This is a genomic window from Lentzea sp. NPDC060358, from assembly GCF_042725365.1.
In the GTDB taxonomy this organism is placed as follows: Bacteria; Actinomycetota; Actinomycetes; order Mycobacteriales; family Pseudonocardiaceae; genus Lentzea.
The window spans coordinates 1-25,275 of the sequence record NZ_JBHXCW010000105.1; the positions used below are offsets into that span (position 1 = coordinate 1).

The 25,275-nt window shown below is 69.9% G+C and carries 24 protein-coding genes; 8 read left to right on the plus strand and 16 right to left on the minus strand.

Annotation, left to right across the window (positions count from 1 at the left end; translation table 11 throughout):
* Positions 1 to 43 precede the first annotated feature (43 nt).
* From ACFWGZ_RS22170 to ACFWGZ_RS22185, 4 genes are read right to left on the minus strand one after another with little or no spacing between them, the layout of a single operon-like run.
* Positions 44 to 400, minus strand: coding sequence for a DUF2304 domain-containing protein (locus tag ACFWGZ_RS22170; RefSeq protein ID WP_382453457.1), 357 nt, complete (start codon positions 398 to 400; stop codon positions 44 to 46).
* Positions 401 to 402: 2 nt separating this feature from the next.
* Positions 403 to 1,092, minus strand: a complete 690-nt coding sequence (locus tag ACFWGZ_RS22175; RefSeq protein ID WP_382453458.1) for a glycosyltransferase family 2 protein — start codon at positions 1,090 to 1,092, stop codon at positions 403 to 405.
* Positions 1,093 to 1,137: 45 nt separating this feature from the next.
* Positions 1,138 to 2,274, minus strand: coding sequence for a glycosyltransferase family 4 protein (locus ACFWGZ_RS22180; protein WP_382453459.1), 1,137 nt, complete (start codon positions 2,272 to 2,274; stop codon positions 1,138 to 1,140).
* 22 nt (positions 2,275 to 2,296) lie between these two features.
* Positions 2,297 to 3,580, minus strand: a complete 1,284-nt coding sequence (locus ACFWGZ_RS22185) for a hypothetical protein (protein ID WP_382453460.1) — start codon at positions 3,578 to 3,580, stop codon at positions 2,297 to 2,299.
* A gap of 51 nt (positions 3,581 to 3,631) precedes the next feature.
* Here ACFWGZ_RS22185 and ACFWGZ_RS22190 point away from each other — a divergent pair, with 51 nt between their 5' ends.
* Positions 3,632 to 4,402, plus strand: a complete 771-nt coding sequence (locus tag ACFWGZ_RS22190) for a glycosyltransferase (RefSeq protein ID WP_382453461.1) — start codon at positions 3,632 to 3,634, stop codon at positions 4,400 to 4,402.
* Positions 4,403 to 4,451: 49 nt separating this feature from the next.
* Here the strand turns inward: ACFWGZ_RS22190 and ACFWGZ_RS22195 are convergent, their stop codons facing one another.
* The 3 genes from ACFWGZ_RS22195 to ACFWGZ_RS22205 form a co-directional block, all read right to left on the minus strand.
* Complete coding sequence (locus tag ACFWGZ_RS22195; protein WP_382453462.1) at positions 4,452 to 6,383, minus strand: DUF6541 family protein; 1,932 nt, start codon at positions 6,381 to 6,383, stop codon at positions 4,452 to 4,454.
* A 65-nt stretch (positions 6,384 to 6,448) separates the two neighbouring features.
* Complete coding sequence (locus tag ACFWGZ_RS22200) at positions 6,449 to 7,681, minus strand: acyltransferase family protein (protein WP_382453463.1); 1,233 nt, start codon at positions 7,679 to 7,681, stop codon at positions 6,449 to 6,451.
* 24 nt (positions 7,682 to 7,705) lie between these two features.
* Positions 7,706 to 8,839 (minus strand): acyltransferase family protein, encoded by a 1,134-nt coding sequence (locus ACFWGZ_RS22205; protein WP_382453464.1) that lies wholly within the window; start codon positions 8,837 to 8,839, stop codon positions 7,706 to 7,708.
* Positions 8,840 to 9,132: 293 nt separating this feature from the next.
* Between ACFWGZ_RS22205 and ACFWGZ_RS22210 the strand changes: the two genes are divergently transcribed.
* From ACFWGZ_RS22210 to glf, 3 genes are all read left to right on the plus strand, one after another.
* Complete coding sequence (locus ACFWGZ_RS22210) at positions 9,133 to 10,767, plus strand: glycosyltransferase (RefSeq protein WP_382453465.1); 1,635 nt, start codon at positions 9,133 to 9,135, stop codon at positions 10,765 to 10,767.
* Positions 10,755 to 11,663 (plus strand): glycosyltransferase, encoded by a 909-nt coding sequence (locus ACFWGZ_RS22215; protein ID WP_382453466.1) that lies wholly within the window; start codon positions 10,755 to 10,757, stop codon positions 11,661 to 11,663. Before ACFWGZ_RS22210 ends, ACFWGZ_RS22215 begins: the two co-directional genes overlap by 13 nt.
* A gap of 68 nt (positions 11,664 to 11,731) precedes the next feature.
* The gene (gene glf / locus ACFWGZ_RS22220; RefSeq protein ID WP_330850921.1) at positions 11,732 to 12,919 is read left to right on the plus strand and encodes a UDP-galactopyranose mutase; all 1,188 of its coding nucleotides are present in this window, start codon (positions 11,732 to 11,734) and stop codon (positions 12,917 to 12,919) included.
* 57 nt (positions 12,920 to 12,976) lie between these two features.
* Here glf and ACFWGZ_RS22225 read toward each other — a convergent pair whose 3' ends face one another.
* From ACFWGZ_RS22225 to ACFWGZ_RS22260, 8 genes are all read right to left on the minus strand, one after another.
* The gene (locus tag ACFWGZ_RS22225; protein ID WP_382453478.1) at positions 12,977 to 13,759 is read right to left on the minus strand and encodes a carbohydrate ABC transporter permease; all 783 of its coding nucleotides are present in this window, start codon (positions 13,757 to 13,759) and stop codon (positions 12,977 to 12,979) included.
* 26 nt (positions 13,760 to 13,785) lie between these two features.
* On the minus strand, positions 13,786 to 14,664 hold the full coding sequence (locus tag ACFWGZ_RS22230; RefSeq protein ID WP_382453467.1) for a carbohydrate ABC transporter permease: 879 nt from the start codon (positions 14,662 to 14,664) through the stop codon (positions 13,786 to 13,788).
* Positions 14,661 to 15,890 (minus strand): ABC transporter substrate-binding protein, encoded by a 1,230-nt coding sequence (locus tag ACFWGZ_RS22235; RefSeq protein ID WP_382453468.1) that lies wholly within the window; start codon positions 15,888 to 15,890, stop codon positions 14,661 to 14,663. Before ACFWGZ_RS22235 ends, ACFWGZ_RS22230 begins: the two co-directional genes overlap by 4 nt.
* A 93-nt stretch (positions 15,891 to 15,983) precedes the next feature.
* Positions 15,984 to 16,886, minus strand: a complete 903-nt coding sequence (locus tag ACFWGZ_RS22240; protein ID WP_382453469.1) for a glycosyltransferase — start codon at positions 16,884 to 16,886, stop codon at positions 15,984 to 15,986.
* 3 nt (positions 16,887 to 16,889) lie between these two features.
* Positions 16,890 to 17,708 (minus strand): ABC transporter ATP-binding protein, encoded by an 819-nt coding sequence (locus ACFWGZ_RS22245; RefSeq protein ID WP_330850916.1) that lies wholly within the window; start codon positions 17,706 to 17,708, stop codon positions 16,890 to 16,892.
* A 16-nt stretch (positions 17,709 to 17,724) separates the two neighbouring features.
* Positions 17,725 to 18,636 carry an ABC transporter permease gene (locus ACFWGZ_RS22250; protein WP_382453470.1) on the minus strand — a complete coding sequence of 304 codons (912 nt, stop codon included), beginning with the start codon at positions 18,634 to 18,636 and terminating at the stop codon, positions 17,725 to 17,727.
* Positions 18,637 to 18,695: 59 nt separating this feature from the next.
* Positions 18,696 to 19,547, minus strand: coding sequence for a class I SAM-dependent methyltransferase (locus tag ACFWGZ_RS22255; protein WP_382453471.1), 852 nt, complete (start codon positions 19,545 to 19,547; stop codon positions 18,696 to 18,698).
* A gap of 57 nt (positions 19,548 to 19,604) precedes the next feature.
* Complete coding sequence (locus ACFWGZ_RS22260; RefSeq protein WP_382453472.1) at positions 19,605 to 20,078, minus strand: bacterial proteasome activator family protein; 474 nt, start codon at positions 20,076 to 20,078, stop codon at positions 19,605 to 19,607.
* 90 nt (positions 20,079 to 20,168) lie between these two features.
* On the opposite strand from ACFWGZ_RS22260, the gene ACFWGZ_RS22265 reads away from it, so the two are divergent.
* Together ACFWGZ_RS22265 and ACFWGZ_RS22270 are read left to right on the plus strand one after the other, a co-directional pair.
* A complete protein-coding gene (locus ACFWGZ_RS22265; RefSeq protein WP_382453473.1) occupies positions 20,169 to 21,368 on the plus strand; it encodes a cysteine desulfurase-like protein in 1,200 nt (399 codons plus the stop codon).
* Positions 21,369 to 21,388: 20 nt separating this feature from the next.
* Positions 21,389 to 22,033, plus strand: a complete 645-nt coding sequence (locus ACFWGZ_RS22270; protein ID WP_382453474.1) for a class I SAM-dependent methyltransferase — start codon at positions 21,389 to 21,391, stop codon at positions 22,031 to 22,033.
* Here ACFWGZ_RS22270 and ACFWGZ_RS22275 read toward each other — a convergent pair.
* Positions 22,017 to 22,982 carry an NAD(P)H-quinone oxidoreductase gene (locus ACFWGZ_RS22275; protein ID WP_382453475.1) on the minus strand — a complete coding sequence of 322 codons (966 nt, stop codon included), beginning with the start codon at positions 22,980 to 22,982 and terminating at the stop codon, positions 22,017 to 22,019. The two genes, ACFWGZ_RS22270 and ACFWGZ_RS22275, sit on opposite strands and share 17 nt — an antisense overlap.
* 45 nt (positions 22,983 to 23,027) lie before the next feature.
* Between ACFWGZ_RS22275 and ACFWGZ_RS22280 the strand changes: the two genes are divergently transcribed.
* Both ACFWGZ_RS22280 and ACFWGZ_RS22285 read left to right on the plus strand, forming a co-directional pair.
* Positions 23,028 to 23,660: a GNAT family N-acetyltransferase gene (locus ACFWGZ_RS22280; RefSeq protein ID WP_382453476.1), complete on the plus strand. Its 633-nt coding sequence runs from the start codon at positions 23,028 to 23,030 to the stop codon at positions 23,658 to 23,660.
* 79 nt (positions 23,661 to 23,739) lie between these two features.
* Entirely contained in the window at positions 23,740 to 25,251 is a 1,512-nt protein-coding gene (locus tag ACFWGZ_RS22285) for a M28 family metallopeptidase (RefSeq protein WP_382453477.1), read from the plus strand.
* The last annotated feature ends 24 nt before the right edge of the window (positions 25,252 to 25,275 follow it).

Sequence of the window (25,275 nt, forward strand, 5' to 3'; positions counted from 1 at the left end):
GTCCCGCACGTGCGGGACGGGGCCGATCGGTGTCCGGGAGCGGTCAGGCCGCGTTCTTCTCGTCGACGTCGACCGGCGTCTCGGCGCTGCGGATCGCGATCGCCCTGGCGAGCCGCGCGTAGCGCAGCTCCAGCTCCTTGAAGCGCAGGTACGTGTTGATCGTCGCGAAGCCGAACGCCACGATCAGGCCGTACAGCATGAGGTCGGTACCGCGGCCGACGCCGACCCACTCGGCGACCCGCGACACCTCCTGCGGCCGGATCACGGCGACGGCGCCGAGCACCATGAACAGCACGAAGCCGATCTTGACCCCGGCCGCGGTCTTCGTCGTGCCGTGGTGGCGCAGGAACAGCACCAGCAGCACGACGACGGCGAGGATGAGCAGGAACTGGATCAACATGGTCAGCGCCTCGAACTGGTCTTGAGAGCGGAGTCGAACAGGATGTTGACGCCGTTGATCAGCGACTGGCCCTTCGACATCGAGTACTCGGTGTAGAGGATCTCCACCTGCTCCTCGGTGACCCGCCAGTCCTTGCGGGCGATCATCTCGACGATCTCGGACGCGTGGCCCATGCCGTTGAGGGTGATGGCCATCTCGTCGGCCACCTTCTTGTTGAACACCCGCAGGCCGTTGTGCGCGTCGGAGAGCTTGAGCTTGCGCAGCCGGGGGCTGACCGCGACGACCGTCTTCAGCACGACGCGCTTGATCAGCGGGATGTGCGAGTCGTCGCCCTTGAAGCGGGTGCCGACGATGATGTCGAACGGCTCCGCGCGCAGGCGCTCGAGCAGCTTCAGCACGTCGTGGACCTGGTGCTGGCCGTCCGCGTCGAAGGTCACGAAGTACTCGGCGCCCGGCTGGCTGCGCGCGTACTCCACGCCGGTCTGCAGTGCCGCACCCTGGCCGAGGTTGACCGGGTGCTGGACCAGGTGCGCACCCGACGAGCGGATGGCGTCTGCCGAACCGTCCCGGCTACCGTCGTCGACGCAGACGATGTTCGGGAACGTCTCGAGCGCGTGGCGCACGACGTCCGCGATCACCTGTGCCTCGTTGTAGACCGGTACGACCAGCCAGACGTCAGACTGGTCCGCCACTGGTGCCTCCAGGCAAGAGTGAATTTCGGGGGGACGTGGACAAGGCTAGCGCGCGGGCTTCGCGGCACCGCCGCCAGCCAGCAAACCGGTGAACTCGGCGACGGCCGCGTCCCAGTCGAAGTTCTGCCTGGTGATCTCCCTGAGCTTGGCGGCCTTGGCCACCCGCTCCGGGTCGCGCACCGCGGCCTCGAGCGCGGTCGCGAGCGCCGGGACGTCGCGCGCGGGCACCAGCCGGCCGGTGACGCCGTCGGTGATGATCTCCGCGGTGCCGCCGACGTCGGTCGCGACGACGGTGCAGCCGATCGCCGCCGCCTCCAGCACGGTCGTCGGCAGGCCCTCGGTCCAGCTCGGGTTCACGAACACCGTGCCGCGCGCCATCTCGGCGAGCGCCGTGTTGTGGTCGACCGCGCCGACGAACTCGACGTGCTCGCCCAGGCCCAGCTGGGCCGTGAGCGCCTTGAGCTCCTGCGCGTTCGGGCCGTCGCCGAGCAGGCGCAGCCTGAGCGCAAGCCCCCGGCGGTGCACCTCGGCGGTGGCGTTGAGCAGGTCCGCCACCCCCTTGCCGTTGATCAGCCGGCCGACGTAGACGACCGTCGGCGGCTCCTCGACCGGCTGCGCGACCAGGTCGTCCGGCAGTTCGATGCCGCGGTGCAGCACCTTGGCGTCACGTCCGGCGAGGCTCTTCACGAACTCGCCGGCGGACCCGGAGACCGACACGACCTCGTCCGCCCAGCGCAGCACCGGCTGGCTCGTCAGCGCGTCGACCAGGAACGCGACGAAGCGCACGAACGCGTTGCCGCTCTGCACCGGGCTCGACCCGTGCTCGACGTGCAGCCGCCGCAGCTTGGCGCGCTTGGCGAACAGCGACGCCCACACGTGCGGCCAGTAGAACCGCGTGTGCGTCATCAGCACCGTGTCCGGCCCGCACTCCGCGCGCAGGCGCTTCGTGAAGCCGGGGTTGGGCAGCGGGTAGTGCGAGATGATCTCGAACCCCGGCCAGCGCACGACCTTCCACCGGTCACCGAGGTGCTCGGTGCCGGCGGGCGCGCCGATGGCGGAGGTGAAGACGGTGATCCGCAGGTCCGGGTTCGCCTCGAGGAGGCGGCGGTGCAGTTCGTGGGCGTAGGCCTCCACGCCGCCCTTGTGCGGCGGGTAGTAGGCCGGCATGTCGACCAGGTGCACGGCGCAGACCCTAGCCGCCCGCTCAGGCGGCGTCGGTCGCGGGCTCGGCGGGGGAGTCGCCGTGCCGCAGCACGCCGCCCCACGCCAGGGCCGCGGCCACGAGCCAGGCGATCGTCATGCCCAGCGCCACGCCGGTCACGCCGAGCCAGAAGCCGAGCGACGCGACCAGTGCCAGCTCCGTCACGAACTGCACGGTGCGCACCCGCGGCCCGAGCCACGCCCGCCCGCTCGCCTTGGCCGCGACCATCGCCGTCTGGGCCGTGGCCAGCAGGAACGCGTACACGAGCAGCAGCAGCACGACCGGGCGCAGACCGTCCCACGGCGTGCCCAGCGCGGTCGTCATGAAGCCCGCCGGCGCGACCAGGGTGAGCAGCGCGGCCACCGCGCTCACGACCGCGGCGGCACCGGAGACGAGCATCGGGGCGCGGACGACCTCGCGCGGCGTGCGGCCGGCGAGGTGGGCGAGCAGCGAGTTGCTGATGCCGATGAACAGCACGGTCAGCGCGGTGACCGGGATGAGCGCCTTGCGCAGCAGGCCCAGGCCGTCGAGGCCGGTCACCAGGGTCGTGACGCCGAACGTCGCCCAGGTGCCCGCCGTCAGGTAGACGGCGTCGATGAGGAAGCCCGGCAGCAGCGCGCGCCGCGCCCGGACCCAGTCCTGCACCGCGGCGAACGAGAACGGCGTGCCGGTGATGACGACCGCCACCACGGCCAGCGGCACGCAGGCCAGCGCCCACAGCAGGTAGGTGCCGGTCGCGTTCAGCTCGCCGACCAGGATCGCCGTGCCGACCGCGGCGAGGAACAGCAGCAGCCACGCCGCGTCTGTGAAGAGCGCGCGCATCGGCTTCTGCTTGGCGTAGTTGACGTACCGAGAGTGGTCCAGCACGGCCGTGAACGGCGACGCGAACGCCTGGATCAGCAGCAACGTGCGCGCGGGTCCGCTGACGAACAGCGCCACGACCAGGCAGCCGACGCCGATGGCCACGCCGACGAGCAGCGAGGCCGAGGCGGCACCGCGCACGCCCCGCGTGTCGTTCGAGCCCACCGTCTTCGCGACCAGCAACGGCTCGGCGCCGATCGCGCGGCCGAGGTACCACTGCCCGATCTGCACGATCGCGATCAGCGAGAACACGCCGAACTCGGCGTCGGTCGACACCGGCGCGGCGACCAGCTGCACGGCGAACGTGATGGCGCTGAACACCAGCTGGTCCAGCGCGACGGCGGACTGGGAGATCCCCGTCGACACCATCCGCTTCACCGCGCCGAGCCGCGTCGGTCCGGTGGGGGTGGGAGCTGCCGTGGTCACGGTGTGGAAGGCCCTCTCGGACGGGTGGGGAGGCTCCCCTACTGTACGACCATGACTTCGCCCGTCTCCGTGGTGATTCCCAGTGCGCCCGAGAACTCGTTCCTCGAGGAGACGCTGCGGTCGGTGGCCGCGCAGACCCACGAGGAGTGGGAGGTCGTGCTGGTCCTCGACGGCGAGTGCGAGCAGAACCGCGCCGCCGCCGAGGTGCTCGGCGACCGCGTCCAGGTGCACCTGACGCCCGCGCCCCGCAGCGGCCCGGCCGTCGGCCGCAACATCGGCCTCGAGTCGGCGAAGCACGACCTGGTGGCGTTCCTCGACGCCGACGACCTGTGCACCCCGGACCGCCTGGCCCGCCAGGTGCAGGTGCTCACCGAGCAGCCCGACCTGGGCCTGGTGGGCGCGTGGGCGCACAAGATCGACCCCGCCGGTGCGCGCGTGGGCGAACTGCACTCGGTCACCGGCCGCGCCGAGGTCGCCCGCACGATGCTGCTGTTCAACCCGCTGATCACCTCGACGATCGTGGTCCGCAAGCAGCTCGCGACCGAGGTGGGCGGCTTCGACCCGCGCCTGGTCCGGCTGGAGGACTACGACCTGTGGCTGCGGCTGCTCGCGAAGGCCGACGGCGACGTGATCGGCGAGGAGCTCCTCGGCTACCGCGTGCACCCCACCCAGTACTCGCGCGGCGGCCTGCTCGGCCCGGCGACCAAGCTGCTGCTGAAGAGCAAGCAGTCGGTGGCGAAGCGCATCGGCGTGAGCAGCGCGACCGTGGCCCTCAAGCACGCCGCGTGGCTGGGCGTGCAGGTGGCGAACCGCCGCTGGTGACGGCGGCGGTGCCGGTCCGCTCAGCCCGCGACCGGCACGCCACCGCTGGTCAGGGTGCCGTCGGCACCTGGTCCAGGCGGATCTTGTAGATCTTGGCCTGCGCGTTGCTGTAGACGAGCTCCAGCGACTTGACCTTGTCGAGGTCGCGCATGCCCGGCGCCCGCTCGATGCCCGGCGCCGCGAAGCCCCAGCCCTCGAAGACGTGGGTGACCTTGAGCCGGCCGACGATGTCGCGGACCTCGCTGTCGGTGTCGATCTTGTTGAACGACGTGAACAGCTCCGCGCGGTCGTCGCCGACCACCTTCGGCTCCGCCTTGCCGTTCAGCGCGTGGCCGAAGACCGGGCGCACCTCGTCGAGGGCCCACATCCACGCCGAGCCGTCGGCCGCGTCGTTCATCACCAGGTCGTCCTTGCCGACCAGCGCCGGGAGGCGGTCCATGGCCTCCTTCTCGGCGCTCGTGACGGTCGGTGGGCCGGTGTAGGCGCCGGCGATGCGCTGCACGTTGCGCGCGCGGTAGAAACCGTCGGTCAGCACGAACAGCAGGCCCACGACCACGACCGCGGCCGCGAGGCGGAACCACAGCGCGTTGCCCGCGGGCAGGCGGCGGAACAGCGCCACCAGGCCGTCGCGGGCGACGACGACGCCGTGTCCGGCGAGGACGGTCATGGCGACCACGACGATGGCGGCGAAGCGCCACCGGTCGTTCCACCAGAAGCCGGTGAGCAGCGCGACGAGCGGGCCCTTGTACGACGTGGTCAGCACGAACAGGCCGGAGAAGACCAGGCCGCCGGCGAGCCACCAGTACATCGGCCGCAGGCCCTTGATCCCGACGACGCCGAGGATCATCAGCGCGACCAGCCACCACTGCGGGCGCTGCGCCTCGTGGCCGAGGAAGAACAGCTGCCCGAGCGCGTCGGCGGCGTTGGCGTACAGCGGCCACTCGAACGTGCCGCTCGACGCCGTGCCCGCCATGCCGAGCAGCTGCGGCACCGCGTTGATCCCGGCGATGACACCGGTGACGAGCAGCAGGCCGAGCTCGGGCAGCGACACCTTGCGCGCCTGGATCCAGCGCTGCACGAGGTAGCAGGTCCCGAAGATCATGCCGGTCAGCGTCACGCTGGGGTGCAGCGAGACGAGGCCGCAGAACCCGACGGCCGCGGGCAGCACCAGCGACCAGCGGCGGCGGTCCAGCATGGTGATGAACATGGCCAGGAACGCGGGCATCAGCGCGAGGCCCGTGCCGAACGGCCAGATCGGGCCGAAGAACTCGAGGTCGTACGGGAAGGCGGAGAACATCGCGGCGGCCAGCGCGGTCGCCCCGGCCAGCAGCGGACGGCCGCCGGCCACCCGGACGACGGCGGCGACGCTCAGCGACAGCAGACCGGCGAGCACGGCGGCCATCGAGTTCAGCACGACGGTGATCGGCGCGCCGGTGATGCCCAGCGCGGTGGCGGCCACCACGTGGAAGCCGTTGGGGTAGAAGAAGCCCGTGTTGGCGAAGTCGTTGATGTTGCGCAGGGCCGGCGGGTTCGACTGACCGGTCTCCTCGATGAACCGCACCGCGTTGGCGTGGAACATCGCGTCCCAGAACTGGTGCACGTCCGTCAGCCCGTGCGTCGCGCGTGCGGTGATGAACACGCCGATCGCGGCGGCGGCCAGGACGGCGCCCGCGATGCCCGCGTGCTGCCACAGCGCCCACGGCACGATCCTGGGCTCGGCACCGCTCCAGCGGCGGGTCAGCAGCCGCGTGCCCAGCACGACCAGGGCGATCACCGCGGTCGCGAGCAGCATGCCCCAGATCGACCACCGCCCGAGCAGCACCGGGACGACCGGCCCCGCCACGGCGACGACGCCGTAGGTGAGCAACGGCGCGGTCGCGGCCAGGACCCATCCGCGCAGCCCCGCCGCCAGCCCGATCAGCAGACCGGGAACCAGCAACAGGGGCAGCAGGACGCCCAACACGCTTGCCTGGGCACTCATCGGGTTTGCCTTTCAGTAGACCCGCTGAGCACGCGGGACGAGACCCACTGTATTCGCCGGGCCGATCAGACCTTTTCGGGCACCCGATCGCCGACCGGCTCCACCGGCGGCGGCGAGACGGTCACCGGCGCGAGCGGGGTGTCGACCATGCGCCGCATCTTCTTGCGCGCGGGTTCCTCGACGAACCGCCACATCAGGTAGCCCGCCACGCAGACGACGACCGGCAGCAGCGGCACGAGGACGTGGAACGCGAGCTGCCCGCCACCGAGGACGCCCGGCCACACGGCCTGCGCCTTCCAGACGACCTCGATGATCAGCATGTGCACGAGGTAGACGCTGTACGAGTAGTGCCCGCCGGTCACGACCGGCTGGTACGACAGCAGCCGCGCGGGACCACCGCTGGCGAGCGCCAGGGCGAGCAGCAGCGGCGGGAAGAGGAAGACGACGACCACGGCGGCGTTCGGCCGGTCGATCGCGTGCGCGCCGTAGAGGACGGCGACCAGGGCCACGAGCAGGACGTACGACCAGATCGTGCCCGCGCGGTCGGTCTGGCGGGTGCGCGGGATGCGGCGCAGCACCAGGCACATCAGGCTGCCCGCGACGAACGCGCCGAGCAGGCGCATCATCCACGTGTAGTCGATGCCGTAGAGGCCGCCGCCGGCCGCCGTGAAGATCACGACGGGGAACACGGCGACCATCGCGAGCACCATGAGCTGGCGGTTGCGGGTCACCCGGCCGACGCGGGCGAGCAGCAGCACGATGAACGGGAACAGGCAGTAGACGAACCACTCGGCGCTGACCGACCACGCCGGGCCGTTCCAGGTCAGCCGGTCCGCGTCCGGTGAGGTCCACAGCACGACCATGAACAGCTGCCGCAGGTAGCTGATGACCGTGAACTCGTCGGGCGCCACGGGGTCGTCGCTGCCCAGCGCCAGCAGGCCGCCGTGCCAGAGCGCGGCGATGTTCAGCGTCACGAAGTAGACGGGCCACACGCGGGACAGGCGCGCCCAGAAGAACATCCGGGTCTTCGCCCGGTCGATCCGGTGGCCCATCTTGTCGACGTAGTTGAGCGTGAGCACGAACCCGCTCAGCCCGAAGAACAGGTCGACGCCGAGGTCGCCGTTGTGCAGGATCGGCCACAGCACCTTGGCCACACCGGGGTACTCGCTCGCGATGTTGCCCCTCAGGTGGAACACCACGACCCACAGCGCCGCGACGATGCGCAGGCCGGTGAGGGGCAGGATCTCACCGCGAGCGGACACGAACTTCGGGCTGACGCCGTTGGCCGGTGCAGGCATGGCGCTGAGGGTACTGGCCACGGCTCAGGCCGGATTCGGCACCGGCAGGGGCACCGGTTCGAGCACGACCGGCTCGGCGACCTGCGCGTTCTTCCCGGCCTCCGCCCGCCGGCCGAGCCGGGCGACGACCCGGCGGCCGACCTCGATCATCGGCTGCTCGACCCAGCGGAAGAGCAGGTCCGCGATCAGCAGCGCCACCACCGTCACGACGAGCGCGGTGAACGTGCGCTCGACCCGGAACATCGGGAACGTCGCCATCACGAACATCGCCGCGAACTGCTGCACGAGGTAGAGGGAGTAGGAGCGCTCGCCGACGAACGCCATCGGCCGGGTGCTGAAGAACCGCACGAGCGGCCCGCCCCCGAGCACGCTCGGCAGCAGCAGGCACATCACGACGGCGTAGGAGAGGACCGCCGACGTGTCGGAACCGGTGAGCCCGATCTGCCACGGCGCGGAGAACTGCACGACGACCAGCAGCGGCAGGAAGACGAAGCCCAGCCACGGCCGGGTCAGGCCGCGCAGCACGGCGAAGCCCTTCGGGTCGTGCAGCACGATCGCCAGCACGCAGCCCATGAGGATGACGACGTAGGACGACGTGCCGTGGGTGTAGAAGGGCACGGTCATCGCGGCGACGAGCAGGGCGATCGCGCCGAACGCGATGCCGAGCCGCCTGCGCAGCGGGACCACGCCGGCGGCGAACGCGAGCAGCGGCCACACCAGGTAGAACTTCTGCTCGATCGCGAGCGTCCACGAGTGGCCGAAGACGTGCCCGTAGGCGATGTACTCGTTGTTGAACGTCGCGTAGTAGGGCAGGACCTCGGCCATCGCCGTCAGCTGCCACTCGTCGCGCCAGTAGTAGAGCAACGCCGTCGCGCCGAGCACGACGTAGTAGACCGGCATGAGCCGGAACACGCGCCGCAGGTAGAAGTTCCGCACCGATGCGCGGCCCTTGCGGCCCTCCTCGCGCAGGGCGAGGGTCGTGATGAGGAAACCGGAGAGCACGAAGAACAGCTGGACGCCCAGCCAGCCCGCGACGGGGTGCCACGTCTTGCCGCCGAAGTGCTCGAACACCACCATCACCGCGGCGACGGCGCGCAGTCCGTCGAGGGCCGGGAATCTTCGCAGCGCCAGGTAGCCGGCGTGGGTGAGCTGTGCCATGTGCGTCCTCGGGAGGTGAGCCGGGCTGCGGCTCGACCACATCGCGCGCGTCGGGGGAGAGTCGCGATGGAGAGCGCAGGGATGACCGCGTTGCGTCGCGGACCGGGGGAGGATGCCACCACGATCGGGCTATCCCGAGAGTTTGCTGAAGTTTTCGTCAACGCGGAGTCACGGTCGCTGGGCCGAACGGTCTAGTTGGATGCTTGCGCGGGGCCTCCGTGTGAGTGCCGGTACCATCGGCTTCGCTCGGCTCCCCATTCGCGGTGAGCGTGGATCGACCCCACCCGAGAGACGTGACGGACAAGCCAAGAAACCAGAAGCCGACCGCTGTGTTCGAGGTGCTCGACGACAGCGGCGTCGGCCTGAGCGACGGCGAAGCTCTCCTCGACGGCCGGGAACGCCGCCTCGTCGAGGGCGCCGCCAACTTCTACGCGCTGGCAGGACCGGGGCAGACCTTCCGCCTCACGGTGCTGCGCGGACCGGCGGGCACGATGCCCGCGCTGACCGACGAGGACCGCACGACGATCGAGTGGGAGGACGACCGCGAGGTCGTCGGTTCCCTGGTGGTGCGCAGTCTCGTGCACACCACCGCCGACCACTCGCCGTCCGACGGGCTCGTCGACATCGCCGTCGACGTCGGCGGCGCCCCGCAGTCGGTCACGGCCTACCACCAGCTGACCGGTGTCCTCGGCAAGGCCCGCAAGGCCGTCCGGTTCCTCGCGCCCGTCCAGTTCGACGCGCTGCGCCAGTTCCGCACGGACATGGTCGAGCGCAAGGGCCGCGACGTGCCGCGCAAGGCGCCGATCCGGCTGTCCCGCGGCGCCACGGCCACCGCGCACGGCGACACGCCGGCCATCCTCTTCGGCCTGCACTGGCTGGAGCTGGGCGGTGCCGAGCGCTGGGCGGTCGACACGATCCGCCTCGCCAAGGAGGCCGGCTTCACGCCGATCGTGGTCACCGACCGCGACTCCGCGCAGGAGTGGATCACGCGTCCCGAGCTCGACGGCGCGCTCGTCGTCCCGCTGACGCTGCCGCTCGACCCGAAGCAGGAGTCCGCGTTCCTCAACGGCCTGCTGTCGACCTACGACGTGCGGGGCATCCACCTGCACCACTGCACGTGGCTCTACGACAAGCTGCCGTGGATCAAGTCGATCCGCCCGGACATCCCGGTCGTCGACTCGCTGCACGTGCTCGAGTGGCGCACCGGCGGGTTCGTCGACATCTCGGTGCGGCTGTCGAACATGGTCGACCAGCACCACGTGATCTCGCCGCAGCTGCGCGACTACCTGATCGGCAAGCACGGCCTGAACGCCGACAAGGTCGTCTTCGCCACGCTCGCGGGCCTCACCACCGGCTCCATCGCGGTGGGCGGCTCCGGGGAGACCGAGAGCAACCCGTTCACGGTGGCGTTCGTCGGCCGGTTCACCCAGCAGAAGCGCCCGTACCTCTTCCTGCAGCTCGCCGCCGAGCTGAAGAAGAACTCGCCGCGCGAGGTGCGGTTCATCGTCCACGGCCACGGAGAGCTGGCCGCCGAGGTGAACAGCCTCGTCGCCCGCCTGGGCGGTGCCGTCGAGCTGCGCGGTGCCGACCACCCGGTGAGCGACACCTTCCGCGACTCCGACGTGCTCGTCATCTCATCGGACAACGAGGGGCTCACCCTCACGTCCTTCGAAGCGACGGCAGCGGGCGTGCCCGTCGTGTCGGCGGACGTCGGCTCGCAGTCGTCGCTGATCGCCGACGACCTGCTGTGCCCGCGTCACCCCTACGCCTTCGTCCAGGCCGCCGCGGCCCGGATCCGCACCATGATGACCTCTCCCGACCAGCGCAAGACCTGGCTCGACGAGCAGGCCGCCAAGGCCGAGGCCTTCGCGAAGCTGCCGCGTGCCGAGGACTGGACGCGCGACCTCTACCAAGGATGGCTCAAGTGAGCACTGTCGCCGCCGTTGTCGTCACCTACAACCGCAAGGACAAGCTCACAAAGGTCCTCGACCACGTCCTCGCGCAGACCCGCCGGCCCGAGTGGCTCGTCGTCGTCGACAACGCCTCCACCGACGGCACCGACGAGGTGCTCAAGGAGTACGAGCAGATCGACGGCGTCGTCGTCGTGCGGCTCAAGGACAACACCGGTGGCGCGGGTGGTTTCGCGACCGGCATGAACAAGAGCTACGAGCTCGGCGCGGACTTCATCTGGATCATGGATGACGACTGCTACGCCAACTCGGACGCCCTCGAGGAGCTCATCAACGGGCACGCCAAGGCCGAAGAGGCCATGGGCATGCAGCTCCCGTACGCCTGCTCGCTCGTCAAGTGGGTCGACGGCAACATCTGCGAGATGAACAACCCGGGCACCACCTGGGACTGGGGCAAGCTGATCGCGAAGGGCCAGGAGAACGTCCTGGTCACGCACTGCTCGTTCGTCTCGGTGCTGTTCCCGCGCTGGGCGCTCACCAAGTTCGGCCTGCCGCTCACGGAGTACTTCATCTGGTTCGACGACCAGGAGTACACCCTGCGCATCACCAAGGCGGGCCCCGGCGTGCAGGTGCTGCGCAGCGTCGTCGTCCACGACCTCGGCGTGAACCGCGGCGTGAACTTCGGCGACGCCAACGCGTCGAACCTGTGGAAGTTCGAGTACGGCGCGCGCAACGAGTCGTCGTTCCGCCTGCACCACGAGAACCCGGTGTCCTGGCTCAAGTTCCTCGCCCGGCTGGTGCAGGGTCTGCGCCACGGCAACGTGCCCTGGTCCATTCGGGCCAAGCTCTTCCGCAAGGTCGTCGAGGGCATCGCCTTCAACCCGAAGCCGAAGATGCCGCGTTCCGTTCTCTGATCCGAGATCAATTCGTGGCAAGGGCCCCTCGGCGAATTCGCGCCGGGGGGTCCTTGTAATCTGCGGGCGTGAACCTCGCGGGTTATGACCTCGTTGTCGTCGGATCTGGTTTCTACGGCCTCACCGTCGCCGAACGCGCCGCCAGCACACTCGACAAGCGCGTGCTGGTGATCGAACGGCGCGACCACATCGGTGGGAACGCCTACTCCGAGAAGGAACCGGAGACCGGGATCGAGGTGCACCGCTACGGCGCGCACCTGTTCCACACCTCCAACAAGCGCGTGTGGGACTACGTCAACCAGTTCACGGAGTTCACCGGCTACCAGCACCGCGTGTTCGCGATGCACGCCGGTCAGGCCTACCAGTTCCCGATGGGCCTCGGCCTGCTGTCCCAGTTCGTCGGCCGCTACATGTCGCCGGAGGACGCGCGGGCGTGGGTCGCGGAGCAGGCCTCCGAGATCGACTCGAAGGACGCGAAGAACCTCGAGGAGAAGGCGATCTCGCTGGTCGGCCGCCCCCTCTACGAGGCGTTCATCAGGGACTACACCGCCAAGCAGTGGCAGACGGACCCGAAGGAGCTGCCCGCGGCGGTCATCGCCCGCCTGCCGGTGCGCTACAACTTCGACAACCGCTACTTCAACGACACCTACGAGGGTCTGCCGAAGGACGGCTACACCGCGTGGCTCGAGAAGATGGCGGACCACCCGAACATCGACGTGAAGCTCTCCACGGACTACTTCGAGGTGCGTGACGAGATCCCCGCGGGTGTCCCGGTCGTCTACACGGGCGCGCTGGACCGCTACTTCGACTACTCCGAGGGCTGGCTCGGCTGGCGCACGCTCGACTTCGAGCAGGAAGTCCTGCCGATCGGCGACTTCCAGGGCACGCCGGTCATGAACTACAACGACGCGGACGTCCCGTACACCCGCATCCACGAGTTCCGCCACTTCCACCCGGAGCGCGAGTACCCGTCGGACAAGACGGTCATCGTCCGCGAGTTCTCCCGCGCCGCGGAGAAGGACGACGAGCCGTACTACCCGATCAACACGGCCGAGGACCGCACCAAGCTCGAGCGCTACCGCGAGCTCGCGAAGGCGGAGGCCGCCCAGCGCAACGTGATCTTCGGTGGTCGCCTGGGCACCTACAAGTACCTCGACATGCACATGGCGATCGGGTCGGCGCTCACGGTGTTCGACAACAAGATCGCGCCGTTCTTCACGGAGAACAAGCCGCTGAACGGCTCGCTCGACGACTGATCAATGGTGTGCAGAAAGGCCCGGCCGCATTGACGGCCGGGCCTTTTCGCTTTTCTCTCAGCCCTTCACGCCGGTTTCCGTCACCCCGCGCACCAGCCACCGCTGCAAAGCGAGGAAAACGACGACGAGCGGCAGGACCGACACCGCCGCCGCGAGGAAGAGCTGCACGACGTCGATCGACTGCGAGGTCAGGAACGTCGACAACGCGACCTGCACGGTCCACGAGTCCTGGTCCTGCGCGATCACCAACGGCCACAGGAACTGGTTCCAGCTCGTCACGAACGCGATGACACCCAGCGCGGCGAAGAACCCCTTCGAGTTCGGCACGACGATCCGCCAGTACGTGCCCCAGTGCCCGAGCCCGTCGATCCGCGCCGCCTCTTCGAGCTCCCGCGGAAAGGTCAGGAAGTACTGGCGGAACAGGAAGGTCGTGAAACCGCTGAAGAGACCGGGAACCACGAGCCCGCGCAGGTCCGACACCCAGCCGAGCGTCGAGACCACCACGAACGTCGGCACGAACGTCACCGCCGCCGGGATCATCAGCGTCGCGACCACCAGGTACAGCACCACGTTCGCGTACCGGTAGGGGATGCGCGCGAGCCCGTACCCCGCGAGGCCGCACAGCAGCAGCTGCCCGGCGGTCTGCAGCACGGCGACGACGAGCGAGTTGACCATGCTGCGCACGAGCGGCACCGCGGGGTCGGCGAACAGCTCCGCGAAGTTCTCCCAGCGGACCTCGGCCGGCCAGAACGTCCAGTCCGGCGAGGTGATCTCCTGCTCGGTCGCCAGCCCGTTGCGCAGCACCAGGTAGAACGGCACGAGGAACAGCACCGCCGCCATCGACAGCGCCAGGTACCGGAGGGCCTTCACCGCGTGATCACCCGCCCCTGCACCAGCGTCACGCCGGCGATCAGCAGGGTCAGGAGCACCGCGCCCGCGCTGCCGTGGCCGAAGTCCTGCCCACCCGACCCCAGGGCCGTGTAGTAGAGGTAGATCAACGGCGGCCGGGCGAACGGCGGGTAGCCGCGGTCGGTGCCCAGCACGTTGTAGAACTCGTCGAACGCCTGGTACGCCGCGATGAGCAGCAACAGCAGCACGGCCACCGACGTCGTGCGCAGCTGCGGCATCGTGATGTACCGCAACGTCTGCCAGCCGCGGCCGGCGCCGTCGATCCACGCCGCCTCGTAGAGGTGCCGCGGGATCCGTTGCAGGCCCGCGATGAACAGGATCATGTAGAACCCCAGCTGCAGCCACAGCCGCAGCGTCACGAGCACCAGCCAGTACCAGGGCGGGGACGTCGAGACCGTCCACGCCACCGGCTCGGCGCCGAACCACCCCAGGACCGTGTTCGCGAGGCCGAACCGCACGCCGTTGAAGATCGAGAGCTTCCAGACCAGCGACGCCACCACGTACGAGCACGCCGTCGGCAGGAAGAAGACCGACCGGAAGAACGCCTGCATGAAGCGGATCTGGTTGACCAGCAACGCGAGCGCGAGCGCCAGCACGAACGTCAGCGGCACGATGAACGCCGCGAACACGCTGAACGTGCCGATGCTCGCCAGGAACGGCCCGTCGGTGAGCATGTCGGCGTAGTTGCGCAGGCCTACGAACTCGCTGGGCGTCACCGTGTTGCGCGCCTCGAAGAACGACAGCAGCAGGCTCCACCCGATGGGCACGTAGACGAACACGAGCAGCCCCACCGCGAACGGGCCCACGAACAGCCAGAACGCCCGAGCGCGTCTCATCCGTACAGGCGCTTCAGCTCGTCCCGCACCTTCGAGGCCGCGCCCTTGAGCTCCGCGTCGGCCGGGGCGCCGTCGCGCACCACCCGCGACACGGCGTCGTTGAACGCGGTCCGCATCACCGAGGTCCAGTCCGGCGGGTTGGACGCCTTCGCGTTGTCCCGCACGAACTCCACCGCGTCCGCCGCCGGACCGGAGGTCAGCTTCGACGCCTTCGCCGCGATGCTCTCGCGCGGCGGGATGTGGAAGCCGTAGCTCAGGTTGAAGTCCTCCTGGTACTCGGTCTGCCCGATCCAGAGCCACCGCACGAAGTCCTTGGCCACCTCGACCTGCTTCGACTTGGCGTTGACCATCGCGCCGAACGCCCCGACCGGCACGCTGGGAGCACCGCTCGCGGTGAGCTTCGGGAACGGCAGCACGCCGAAGTCGTCGCCGAGCGCCTTCTGCACGGCCGGCACCGCCCACAACCCGGTCCACTGCATGGCGACCAGCCCCTGCGTGAACGCGTCCGGCTCCGCCCAGTCCTTCACCGCGCCGAGCAGCAGGCTGCCGCTCGTGTAGAGGTCGCGGAGCTTGCCGATCGCCGTCGCCGCGGCCGGGTCGTCGAACCCGACCTGGTGTTCGCGCACGTAGTCGAGGCCCGCCGACCACAGCGCGGGCCCGCCCAGCACGCCGCCACCGCCGTCGTTGCCCGCGAAGAGCCCCTTGACGCCGTCCTTCGTGAGCCGCCGGGACGCGTCGACCAGTTCGTCCACGGTGGACGGCGGCTGGACGCCCGCCGCGGCGAACATGCTCTTGCGGTAGAACAACATCTGCATGTCCACGGCCTGCGGGATGCCGTAGACCTTCCCGTCGACGGTGTGCGTGTCGAGGATCGACTTCGTGAAGTCGTCCTTCGCGTCACCGAGGAGGTCGTCGAGCGGCACGTACTGGCCCGCCCTGACCGCGCTGACCTGCGGGGTGGACTCGAAGACGTCCGGTCCGCCGCCGGAGAGCAGGCTCGTCGCGAGCTTCGAGTCGTAGTCGCCGGGGTTCCACTGCACCTGGACGGGAACCCTGGTGTACGCCGCGGCGTAGCGCTGCACGGCTTCCTGCACGCCCGGCTCGCCGTAGGCGTGGTACCACTGCTTGAGGGCCTGGCCGTCGCCTCCGCGGCCGGTGTTGGAACCGCAGGCCGCCAGCAGCGCGCTCGCACCGGCCAGGGACAGGAGTCTGCGTCGGGAGATCACGCGTCCCGTCTTACTCCGATCACCTCGGGTGCGCGAGCGGTTACCCGAAGTCGCCACAGGGCGGGATCGACGACCCCGCCCCCTCGACCCGGCTCACTTGCGGAAGAAGCGCTCCCGCTGACCGAGCCGCACGAGCTTCAGCCACTCGACGAACGCCTTCGGGTCGCGCTTCACGGCGAGGAAGTACAGCCCGAAGCGGAACACCTCCAGCGCGCCCAGCTTGCGCATGCCCGGCTGCGACAGCAGGTAGCCGCGGTTGCGGTAGGTGTAGTACCGCTTGACCTGGTTCTCCGGGTCCTGCGCGTGGAACCGGCCGCCCAGCATCGGCTTGAACTCGTCCGAGCCGTCCGGGTGCACGTAGGCGACCCGCAGCGACGTGCCGAACGGCAGGCCGGAGCGGACCATCCTGCGGTGGATCTCCACCTCGTCGCCGCGGAAGAACAGCCGGTAGTCCGGCACGCCCACCACGTCGAGCGTCGAGGCGCGGAACAGCGCGCCGTTGAACAGCGAGGCGATCCCCGGCAGGAAGTCCGTGCCGAGATCCGCCGCCGAGCGCTTCCACGTGAGGCCGCGGCGCAGCGGGAACGCGAGCTTGTCCGGGGAGTCGATGTTCGTGACCACCGGCGAGATCTCGGCCAGCTTGCGCCGTTCGGCCTCCTCCATCAGCACGGCCAGCACGTTCTCGTCGGCCGGCCGGCCGTCGTCGTCCGCGAGCCACACCCAGTCCGCGCCCAGCGAGAGCGCGTGCAGGATGCCGAGCGCGAACCCGCCGGCGCCACCGAGGTTGCGGTGCGACGGCAGGTAGGTCGTGGGAAGCGGGCACTGCTCCACGAGGTCGTCGACCGGCTGGTCGGGACCGTTGTCGACGACGACCAGGTGGTCCGGGACCCGTGTCTGGGTGGCCAGCGCCTTGAGCGACTCGGCGAGCAGCTCCCTGCGGTGGCGGGTCACCACCACCGCGACGACGGAGCCCTTGGGCAGTGCCTGGAGGTTCACGGTCTATTCGCCGCCATTTCCGCTGAGGACGGGAGAGGAGTAGCCGAGCCTCGCGATCTCCTCGGGGCTCATGCGCTCGAAGGGGTCGTGGCCCTTGTACCCGGTGAGCACCTCGCGCAGCCCGCCGTGCATCTTCACGCGGCCCTCGTCCATCCAGATCGCGCTGTCGCAGAAGTCCAGCAGCGTCTCGTCGGAGTGGTTCGCGAACACGAGCAGACCGGACCGCTTCACGAGGTCCTTGAGGCGGTCGCGGGCCTTCGCCATGAACGCCGCGTCGACCGCGCCGATGCCCTCGTCGAGCAGCAGGATCTCCGGGTCGATGGACGTGACCACGCCGAGCGCGAGGCGCACCCGCATACCCGTGGAGTACGTGCGCAGCGGCATCGACAGGTAGTCGCCGAGCTCGGTGAACTCCGCGATGTCGTCGACCCGCTTCTCCATCTCCTTGCGGGTCATCCCGAGGAAGAGGCCGCGGATCATGATGTTCTCGTACCCGGAGATCTCCGGGTCCATGCCGACGCCGAGGTCGAAGACCGGCGCGACCTTGCCGACGATCCGCTGGCTGCCGCGCGTGGGCTCGTAGATGCCCGCGAGCAGCCGCAGCAGCGTCGACTTGCCGGCGCCGTTGTGGCCGACCAGGCCGACGCGGTCGCCGTGCTTGAGCGAGAGCGTGATGTCGTGCAGCGCCTCGATGATCGGGACGCGGCCCTCGGAGCCGATCTTGCCGCCGACCTTGCCGAGCGCGAGCTTCTTCAGCGACCTCGACTTCGCGTCGAAGATCGGGAAGTCGACGGACGCGTTCCAGACGTTGATGCTGACCATGGTGTGCCGACCTCCTCTAGACCCAGTACGAGACGCGGGCGCGCCAGTTGCGCAGCGCCACGAGCGCGAGCGCCCAGCCGACGACCGTGAGGCCGCCGACGATCGCCCAGTGGTGCCAGTCGATGACGTGGCCGAGCAGCGGTGCCCTGACGACCTCGAGGTAGTGGTACACCGGGTTCAGCTCCGCGATGAGCACGCGCCAGCCGCCGTTGCCGCCGCTGACCTTGTTGAGGACACCGGCGTGCCAGACGATCGGCGTCATGAAGAACACCAGGTTGATGAAGCTGTGCACGACCGGCGGGATGTCGCGGAACCTGGTGCTGATGATGCCGAAGAGCAGCGAGATCCACACGCCGTTGATCGCCAGCAGGGCGAAGCCGGGGATGGCGAGCAGGATCTCCCAGCTGACGCCCGGCTTCATCTCCGGGTCGTTGCCCATCATGTACGGGTGGCTCAGCGTCGTGAAGAAGATCGCCAGCACCGCGACGTAGACGACGAGGTTGTGCAGGAAGAACAGCGTCTGCCGCCACACCAGCCGCAGCACGTGCACCGTGATCGGCGCCGGGAGGTGTTTGATCAGCCCCTCGTTGGCGATGAAGACCTCGGTGCCCTCGTTCACGCAGCCGAGGATGAAACCCCAGATGACGAAACCGACGGTGACGTACGGCAGGAACGTCGCGATGTCCTCGTTGAACAGCTGCGAGTACAGCAGGCCGAGGGCCAGCGCTGTGGTACCCATCGAGATGGTGATCCACAGCGGCCCGATGACCGACCGGCGGTAGCGCTGCTTGATGTCCTGCCAGCCCAGATGGCCCCACAGCTCCCGGTGCTGCCAGGCCGTCTTGATGTCCTCGAAGGCGCGGGCGAACGTCCTGGAGTTCGCGGCAGGGGGTGCCTCGGGATGGTCGAGCGTACTGGTGGCTTGCACGAGGACTGAGCGTACCGGCGAGTTCACTGAGGCCTCGCCCCCGGTCGGTCACGGGGAGGTCAACGTCCGGATTCGCCCGGTACCCGTGTGATTTTCACGATCACCTGCTCGTGGTCGGACGAATACCCCGCGTAGTCGAACTCGATGCCGGTCTCGGTCACGAACTCCGTCCAGGCCTTGTGCTCGTGGTCGCGCCAGCCCTGGTAGTTGAAGTACTCGTCGAACAGCACGACCGACCCGGTCCGCAGCCGCGAGCCCACGTGCTCCAGCACCGTCTTGGTCGAGGAGTACAGGTCGCAGTCGACGTGCAGGAACGCGACGGGCCCGGTGTGCTCGGCCGCGAAGCCCGGCAGCGTGTCGTCGAACCAGCCCGCGATCAGCTCGGCGCCCGGCACGTCCGGGAGCTGCTCGACGCCGAACGCGCCCGCCTCGAACCCGGTCCGCCAGTCCTCGGGCAGCCCGGTGAAGGAGTCGAAGCCGTAGACCTCGCGGCCGCCGGCGGCGTTGGCGATGATCTTCAGCGTGGTGCCGGTGTAGACGCCGAACTCGAGGACCATGCCGTCGGTGTCGAGCAGGCTCAGCGCGTGGTGCAGCGTGGCGTGCGGGTCCGGGAAGTTCGGCGCGGTCCGCATGTTCTCGAGCGCGAACCCGGCGCTGTCCGCCGCGGCGTCGCGTTCGGCCGCGAACAGCAGGTCCCTGCGTTCGCGGTGCTCGAAGTTCGCGGTCAGCTCCGCGAGCCGGTCGCCCTGGTAGCGGATCGCCTCGTTGAGCTGGTGCTGGAGGTCGTCGATGCGCCCCTGCTGGACCGCGTGGTAGGGCTGGACGACCTCGTCGATCGCCCGCATCAGCTTCTCGCGGAGGGCCTTGCGGACATAGCCGGGTTGCAGGCTCCGGCGAACCTTGTCGAGCACGTTCGACTCCTCACACCACACCGAGTAGTGGGCCGCATGCTAGGGCCCACGAACGGGTTAGAGGTACTGCCCCGTTCCCTTGCCGGTAGGACCGCTGTCCGTGCCGTCGCCGCCGCCGGCCGGGAGCGCGCGCCCCCGCATGTGCTCGAGCTGCGACCGCGCCGCCATCTGCTGGGCGAACAACGCCGTCTGGATGCCGTGGAAGAGGCCCTCCAGCCAGCCGACGAGCTGGGCCTGCGCGATCCGCAGCTCGGCGTCGGACGGGGTGCCGTCCTCGGTGAACGGCAGCGACAGCCGCTCCAGCTCGTCGCGCAGCTCCGGCGCGAGACCGTCCTCGAGCTCCTCGATCGAGCGCTTGTGGATCTCCTTGAGGCGGTTGCGGCTAGCCTCGTCCAGAGGCGCCGCCCGCACCTCCTCCAGCAGCTGCTTGATCATCGTGCCGATCCGCATGACCTTCGCCGGCTGCTCGACCATGTCGGTGATGTCGCCGTCCTGGCCGCCGACGATTACGACGGGCTGCTCCTGGTTCATGGTCTCCATCCTCGCGTCTGCGGTCTCTCCGCGGTCAACCGGGTGGGGCTGCTCGACACCGCGTTTGCGTTCATACGTACGGTGTGGGTCATGGCGTTCGACGTCGCACGGGTACGGGGGCTCTTCCCCGCGCTCGGTGACGGCTGGGTCCACCTGGACGCCCCGGCCGGCATGCAGGTGCCCGAACAGGTCGCCACCGCGGTCTCCACCGCGCTGCGCGCCCCCGTCTCCGGCCCCGGTGGCATCTTCCCCGCTTCCCAGCGCGCGCAGGGCATCGTCGACGCCGCCCGCCGTGCCGTGGCGGACCTCGTGGGCGCCGATCCCGCCGGAGTGGTGCTGGGGCCGTCGTCGGCGGTGCTGCTGCAACGCCTCGCCGACGCCATGACGGACGACTGGTTCATGGGCGACGAGGTCCTGGTCTCCCGGCTCGACCACCCGGCGAACATCGCGCCGTGGCTGCGCGCCACCCAGCGCACCGGCAGCGCCGTCAAGTGGGCCGAGATCGACATCGAGACGTGCGAGCTGCCGAGCTGGCAGTACGACGAGCTCGTCACCGACCGCACCAAGCTCATCGCCATCACCGCCGCGTCCGGCGTCGTCGGCACCCGGCCGGACCTCGGCAAGATCTCCGCCGCGGCCCGCGCGCACGGCTCGCTGATGGTCGTCGACGCCTCCTCGGCAGCGCCGTTCGTGCCGCTCGACATCGTTGGCATGGGCGCCGACGTGGTCGCCCTGTCCGCGGGCCAGTGGGGCGGCCCGCCGGTCGGCGCGCTGGTGTTCCGCGACCCGTCGGTGCTGGAACGGCTGCCGTCGGTCTCGGTCGACCCGGCCGCCCGCGGACCGGAACGGCTCGAGCTCGGGCCGCACGCGTACCCGATGCTCGCCGGGCTCGTTGCATCGGTGGAGTACCTGGCGGACCTGGACGACGCGGCGTCCGGCACGCGGCGGGAGCGCCTGCTCACGTCGCTCGGCTCCGTGAAGGCCTACCAGGCGGGGCTGCTCGCCAACCTCATCAACGAGCTGCGCTCGCTGCGGCACGTGATGGTGATCGGCGACGCCATGCGACGGGTGCCGGCGCTGGCGTTCTCGATCACGGGGGTCAAGGCGCAGGACGGCGTCGAGCACCTCGCGTCGCGGGGCGTCTGCGCGTTCGCCGACCCCGGCCAGTACGGGGTGTTCTCGGTGCTGGGGGTGGGCGAGATCGGCGGCGCCATCCGCGTGGGGCTCGCGCACTACACGAACGCGGTCGAGATGGACGACCTGGTCAGGGCGGTCGCCGAACTGGCGTGACACTCCGAGGAGATCCCGGCTTGGACGACCTGCTGGCCCGTGAGCTGGCTGATCTCTCCGCCCTGCAGCGCATCCGGTCGCTCGACACCGAGTACCTGCCCCGGCTCCCCGGCGACCTGCGCCCGTCCGCCCTCGTCGCCGTGATGGACGAGATCGTGCTCGGCGCGCGGACCGTCCTGGTCCAGCTGGGCTGCGGCTCCACGTCCGTCCTGCTGGCGAGGCTCGTGCGGCAACGCGGGTTCGGGCACCTGCTGTCGATCGAGCACGACGAGCGCACCGCCGCGTTCGTCGCTTCACAACTACGACGCGAAGGCCTGGGGTCGGTCGCCCGCGTGGTGCACGCGCCGTTGTCGCGGCATCCGGCGGCCTTGTCGCGCCACGGCCAGTGGTACGCGCCGCAGCAGGTGCACGACGAGGTGCTCGCGTACGTCGACCGGTTCGGGCTGGTGGACCTGCTGCTGGTGGACGGCCCGGGGTTCGGCGACTCGCGCTACCCGGCCCTGCCGGTGCTGCGGGCCGTGCTGGCGCCGGGCGCGACCGTGCTGGCCGACGACGTGGACCGGCCCGACGAGCAGGCCGTGCTGGCGCGCTGGTCCGAGGAGTTCGGGCTGGAGTTCCGCACGACTCCCCGGACCGCGCTGGGCACCTCTACCGTTCCCGCCTGAGCAGGACCTTGCCGAACACGTCGCCGGTCTCCAGCAGCCGGTGCGCCTGCGCCGCGTCGGACATCGGCACCACCCTGCCGACGATCGGCTGCACGGCGCCGCTGCCGACGAGCGGCCACAGGTGCTCGCGGACCTGCGCGACGATCGCGCCCTTGTTCTCCACCGACCGACCGCGCAACCCGGCCGCCATCACCGTGGCGCGCTTGGCCAGCAGCTTCCCGATCGGCAGCTCGCCCTTCACCCCGCCCTGCATGCCGATGATCATCAGCCGGCCGTCCGGCGCGAGCACGTCGATGTTGCGGGGCAGGTAGGCGGCGCCCATGTTGTCGAGCACGACGTCGGCGCTCTTCACCTCGGCCACGAAGTCCTGCGTCCGGTAGTTGACGGTGAGGTCCGCGCCCAGCTCCCGGCACTTCGCGAGGCGTTCGTCGGACCCGGCCGTGGCCGCGACGGTCGCGCCGAGTGCCTTGGCGACCTGGATGGCGTGCGTGCCGATGCCGCCCGCGCCGCCGTGCACGAGCAACGTCTCACCGAGCTTGAGCCGGCCGTCCATCACGACGTTCGACCACACCGTGCACGCCACCTCGGGCAGCGCGGCGGCCGTCACGACGTCGACGCCCTGCGGCAGCGGGAGCACCTGCGGCGCTGGCACGACGACCTTCTCCGCGTAGCCGCCGCCGGCGAGCAGCGCGCACACCTCGTCGCCGACGCTCCAGCCCGTGACGCCCTCGCCGAGCTGGGCGATCGTGCCGGAGCACTCGAGGCCGATGATCTCCGACGCGCCCTTCGGCGGCGGGTACACGCCCTGGCGCTGCAACAGGTCCGCGCGGTTGACCGCACTCGCCGCGACGTCGATCAGCACCTCGCCGGGGCCGGGCACGGGGTCGGGGACCTCCGTCCACTCGAGCACGTCCGGGCCGCCGGGTTCGCGAACGGTGATGGCACGCATGCGGTCGACCGTAATACCGTTCGACACCTCCGGCACCATCGGATCATGGACCCCTGGCCTCTGCGACACCTGGTTCTCCGCACCCCGCGCCTCGAGCTGCGCCCGGACGACGACGAGGGCCTGTTCGAGCTCGTCGAGGTGGCGAAGGAAGGCGTCCACGAACCGGACGAGATGCCGTTCCTCGTGCCGTGGACGGACTGGCTCGCCGCCGACGGCGGCATGGACATGATCAAGCACTACTGGCAGACGCGCTCGACGTTCGCGGCGAAGGACTGGGCGATCTCCTTCCTGGCCCGCCACGAGGGCAGGGTCGTCGGCATGCAGGAGGTGAACGCGCAGAACTTCGGCGTGCTGCGCGAGGTGAACACCGGCTCGTGGCTCGGAAAGCGGTTCCACGGCACCGGACTCGGCACGGAGATGCGGATCGCCGTGCTGCAGTTCGCCTTCGACCACCTGGGAGCGACCGCCGCCCGTTCGGCGGCCTGGCTCGGCAACCACGCGTCGAACCGCGTCAGCGAGAAGCTCGGCTACGTGCACGACGGGACGCTCAGCGCCGCACCCCGCGGCGAACGCCTCGACCACGTGCGACTCCGCCTGGACGCCGCGAACCTCGTGCGTCCCGAGTGGGCCGTCGAGGTCGAGGGGCTCGCGGAGAGTGTCGACCTGCTCACGGCGTGAGGTCCCACCGACCGAAGGATTGTGTCCTGGGTCTCCTTCTTGTGAGGGTGCTGGAATCTCGAACGAAGGGGAACGTTCCATGTCCGGCAGAACCAAGCTGGCGACTGTGCTTGCCATCTCGGCACTAGTCGCAGCCCCTACCGCCACCGCGTCCGCCGCGGCTGAACCCGCTGGTCCCGCCCTCGCGAAGAAGCTCGCCAAGAAGGTCACCACCGAGGGCGTCAACCGGCACCTGATCGCGTTCCAGCGCCTCGCCGACCGCAACGGCGGCAACCGCGCCGCCCTGACCCCGGGCTACGACGCGAGCGTCGACTACGTCGCGGGCAAGCTCCGCGACCAGGGCTTCATCGTCTCCACGCCGACGTTCGACTTCGACGTCGCCGTCACCGACGCCGAACGGGCCACCGTCGCCGGCGTGAACTACCAGGCACTGATCATGACCGAGTCGCCGCAGACCCCGGTCGGCGGCGTGACGGGCCCGCTGCGCGTCGTCCCCGAGGACGCCACCACCGGCTGCGAGGCCACCGACTTCGCGGGCCAGGACTTCACCGGCTCCGTCGCCCTGATCCGCCGCGGCGGCTGCACGTTCGAGCAGAAGCACCTCAACGCGTTCGCCGCGGGCGCCATCGCCGTGCTGGTCTCGAACAACACCGCCGGCCCGCTGTCCAACGTGACGCTGACCAACCCCGGCAAGATCCCCACCGGCGGCGTCTCGCAGGCCGACGGCACCGCGCTCGCCGCCAGGGCGGGCTCCGCGGTCACCGTCGACATGCGCTTCCACACCGAGACCCGCACCCAGCGCAACGTCGTCGCGCAGACCCGCACGGGCCGCGCGAACAACGTCGTGATGGCGGGCTCGCACCTGGACAGCGTCGAGGTCGGCCCCGGCATCAACGACAACGGTTCCGGTTCCGCCGCCCTGCTGGAGACCGCGCTGCAGCTCGGTTCCAGCCCGAAGGTCGACAACGCGGTCCGGTTCGCCTGGTGGGGCGCCGAGGAGCGCGGCCTGATCGGCTCGACCGAGTACGTCCGGTCGCTGACGTTCGAGCAGCAGCTGGACATCGCGCTGTACCTGAACTTCGACATGGTCGGCTCCCCGAACGCCGCGTACTTCATCTACGACGGCGACAACTCCGACGGCGTCGGCGCGGGCGCGGGCCCGTACGGCTCGGCCCAGATCGAGAAGGCCTTCGCCGACTACTTCGCGGCCAAGGGCGTCCCGACCGAGGGCACGGACTTCTCCGGTCGTTCGGACTACGGCGAGTTCATCGCGCAGGGCATCCCGGCCGGTGGCCTGTTCACCGGCGCCGAGGGCGTGAAGACCGCGGCCCAGGCGGCGAAGTGGGGCGGCACGGCGGGCATCGCCTACGACCCGTGCTACCACTCGGCGTGCGACAACCTCGGCAACATCGACCGCACGGCCCTGGGCCGCAACGCGGGCGCCATCGCGTTCGTGACGGCGGCCTACGGCGTCTCGACCGAGGACGTCAACGGCGTGCCGCCGCGCTCGAAGCGCGCGGAGGCCCGTTCGTCGGCGGCGCTGTCGAAGGCGGCGCACGTGGGCGAGCACTCGCACGCGGCTGTTTCGTAGTTCTTCGCTGAAACGGTTCTTCGC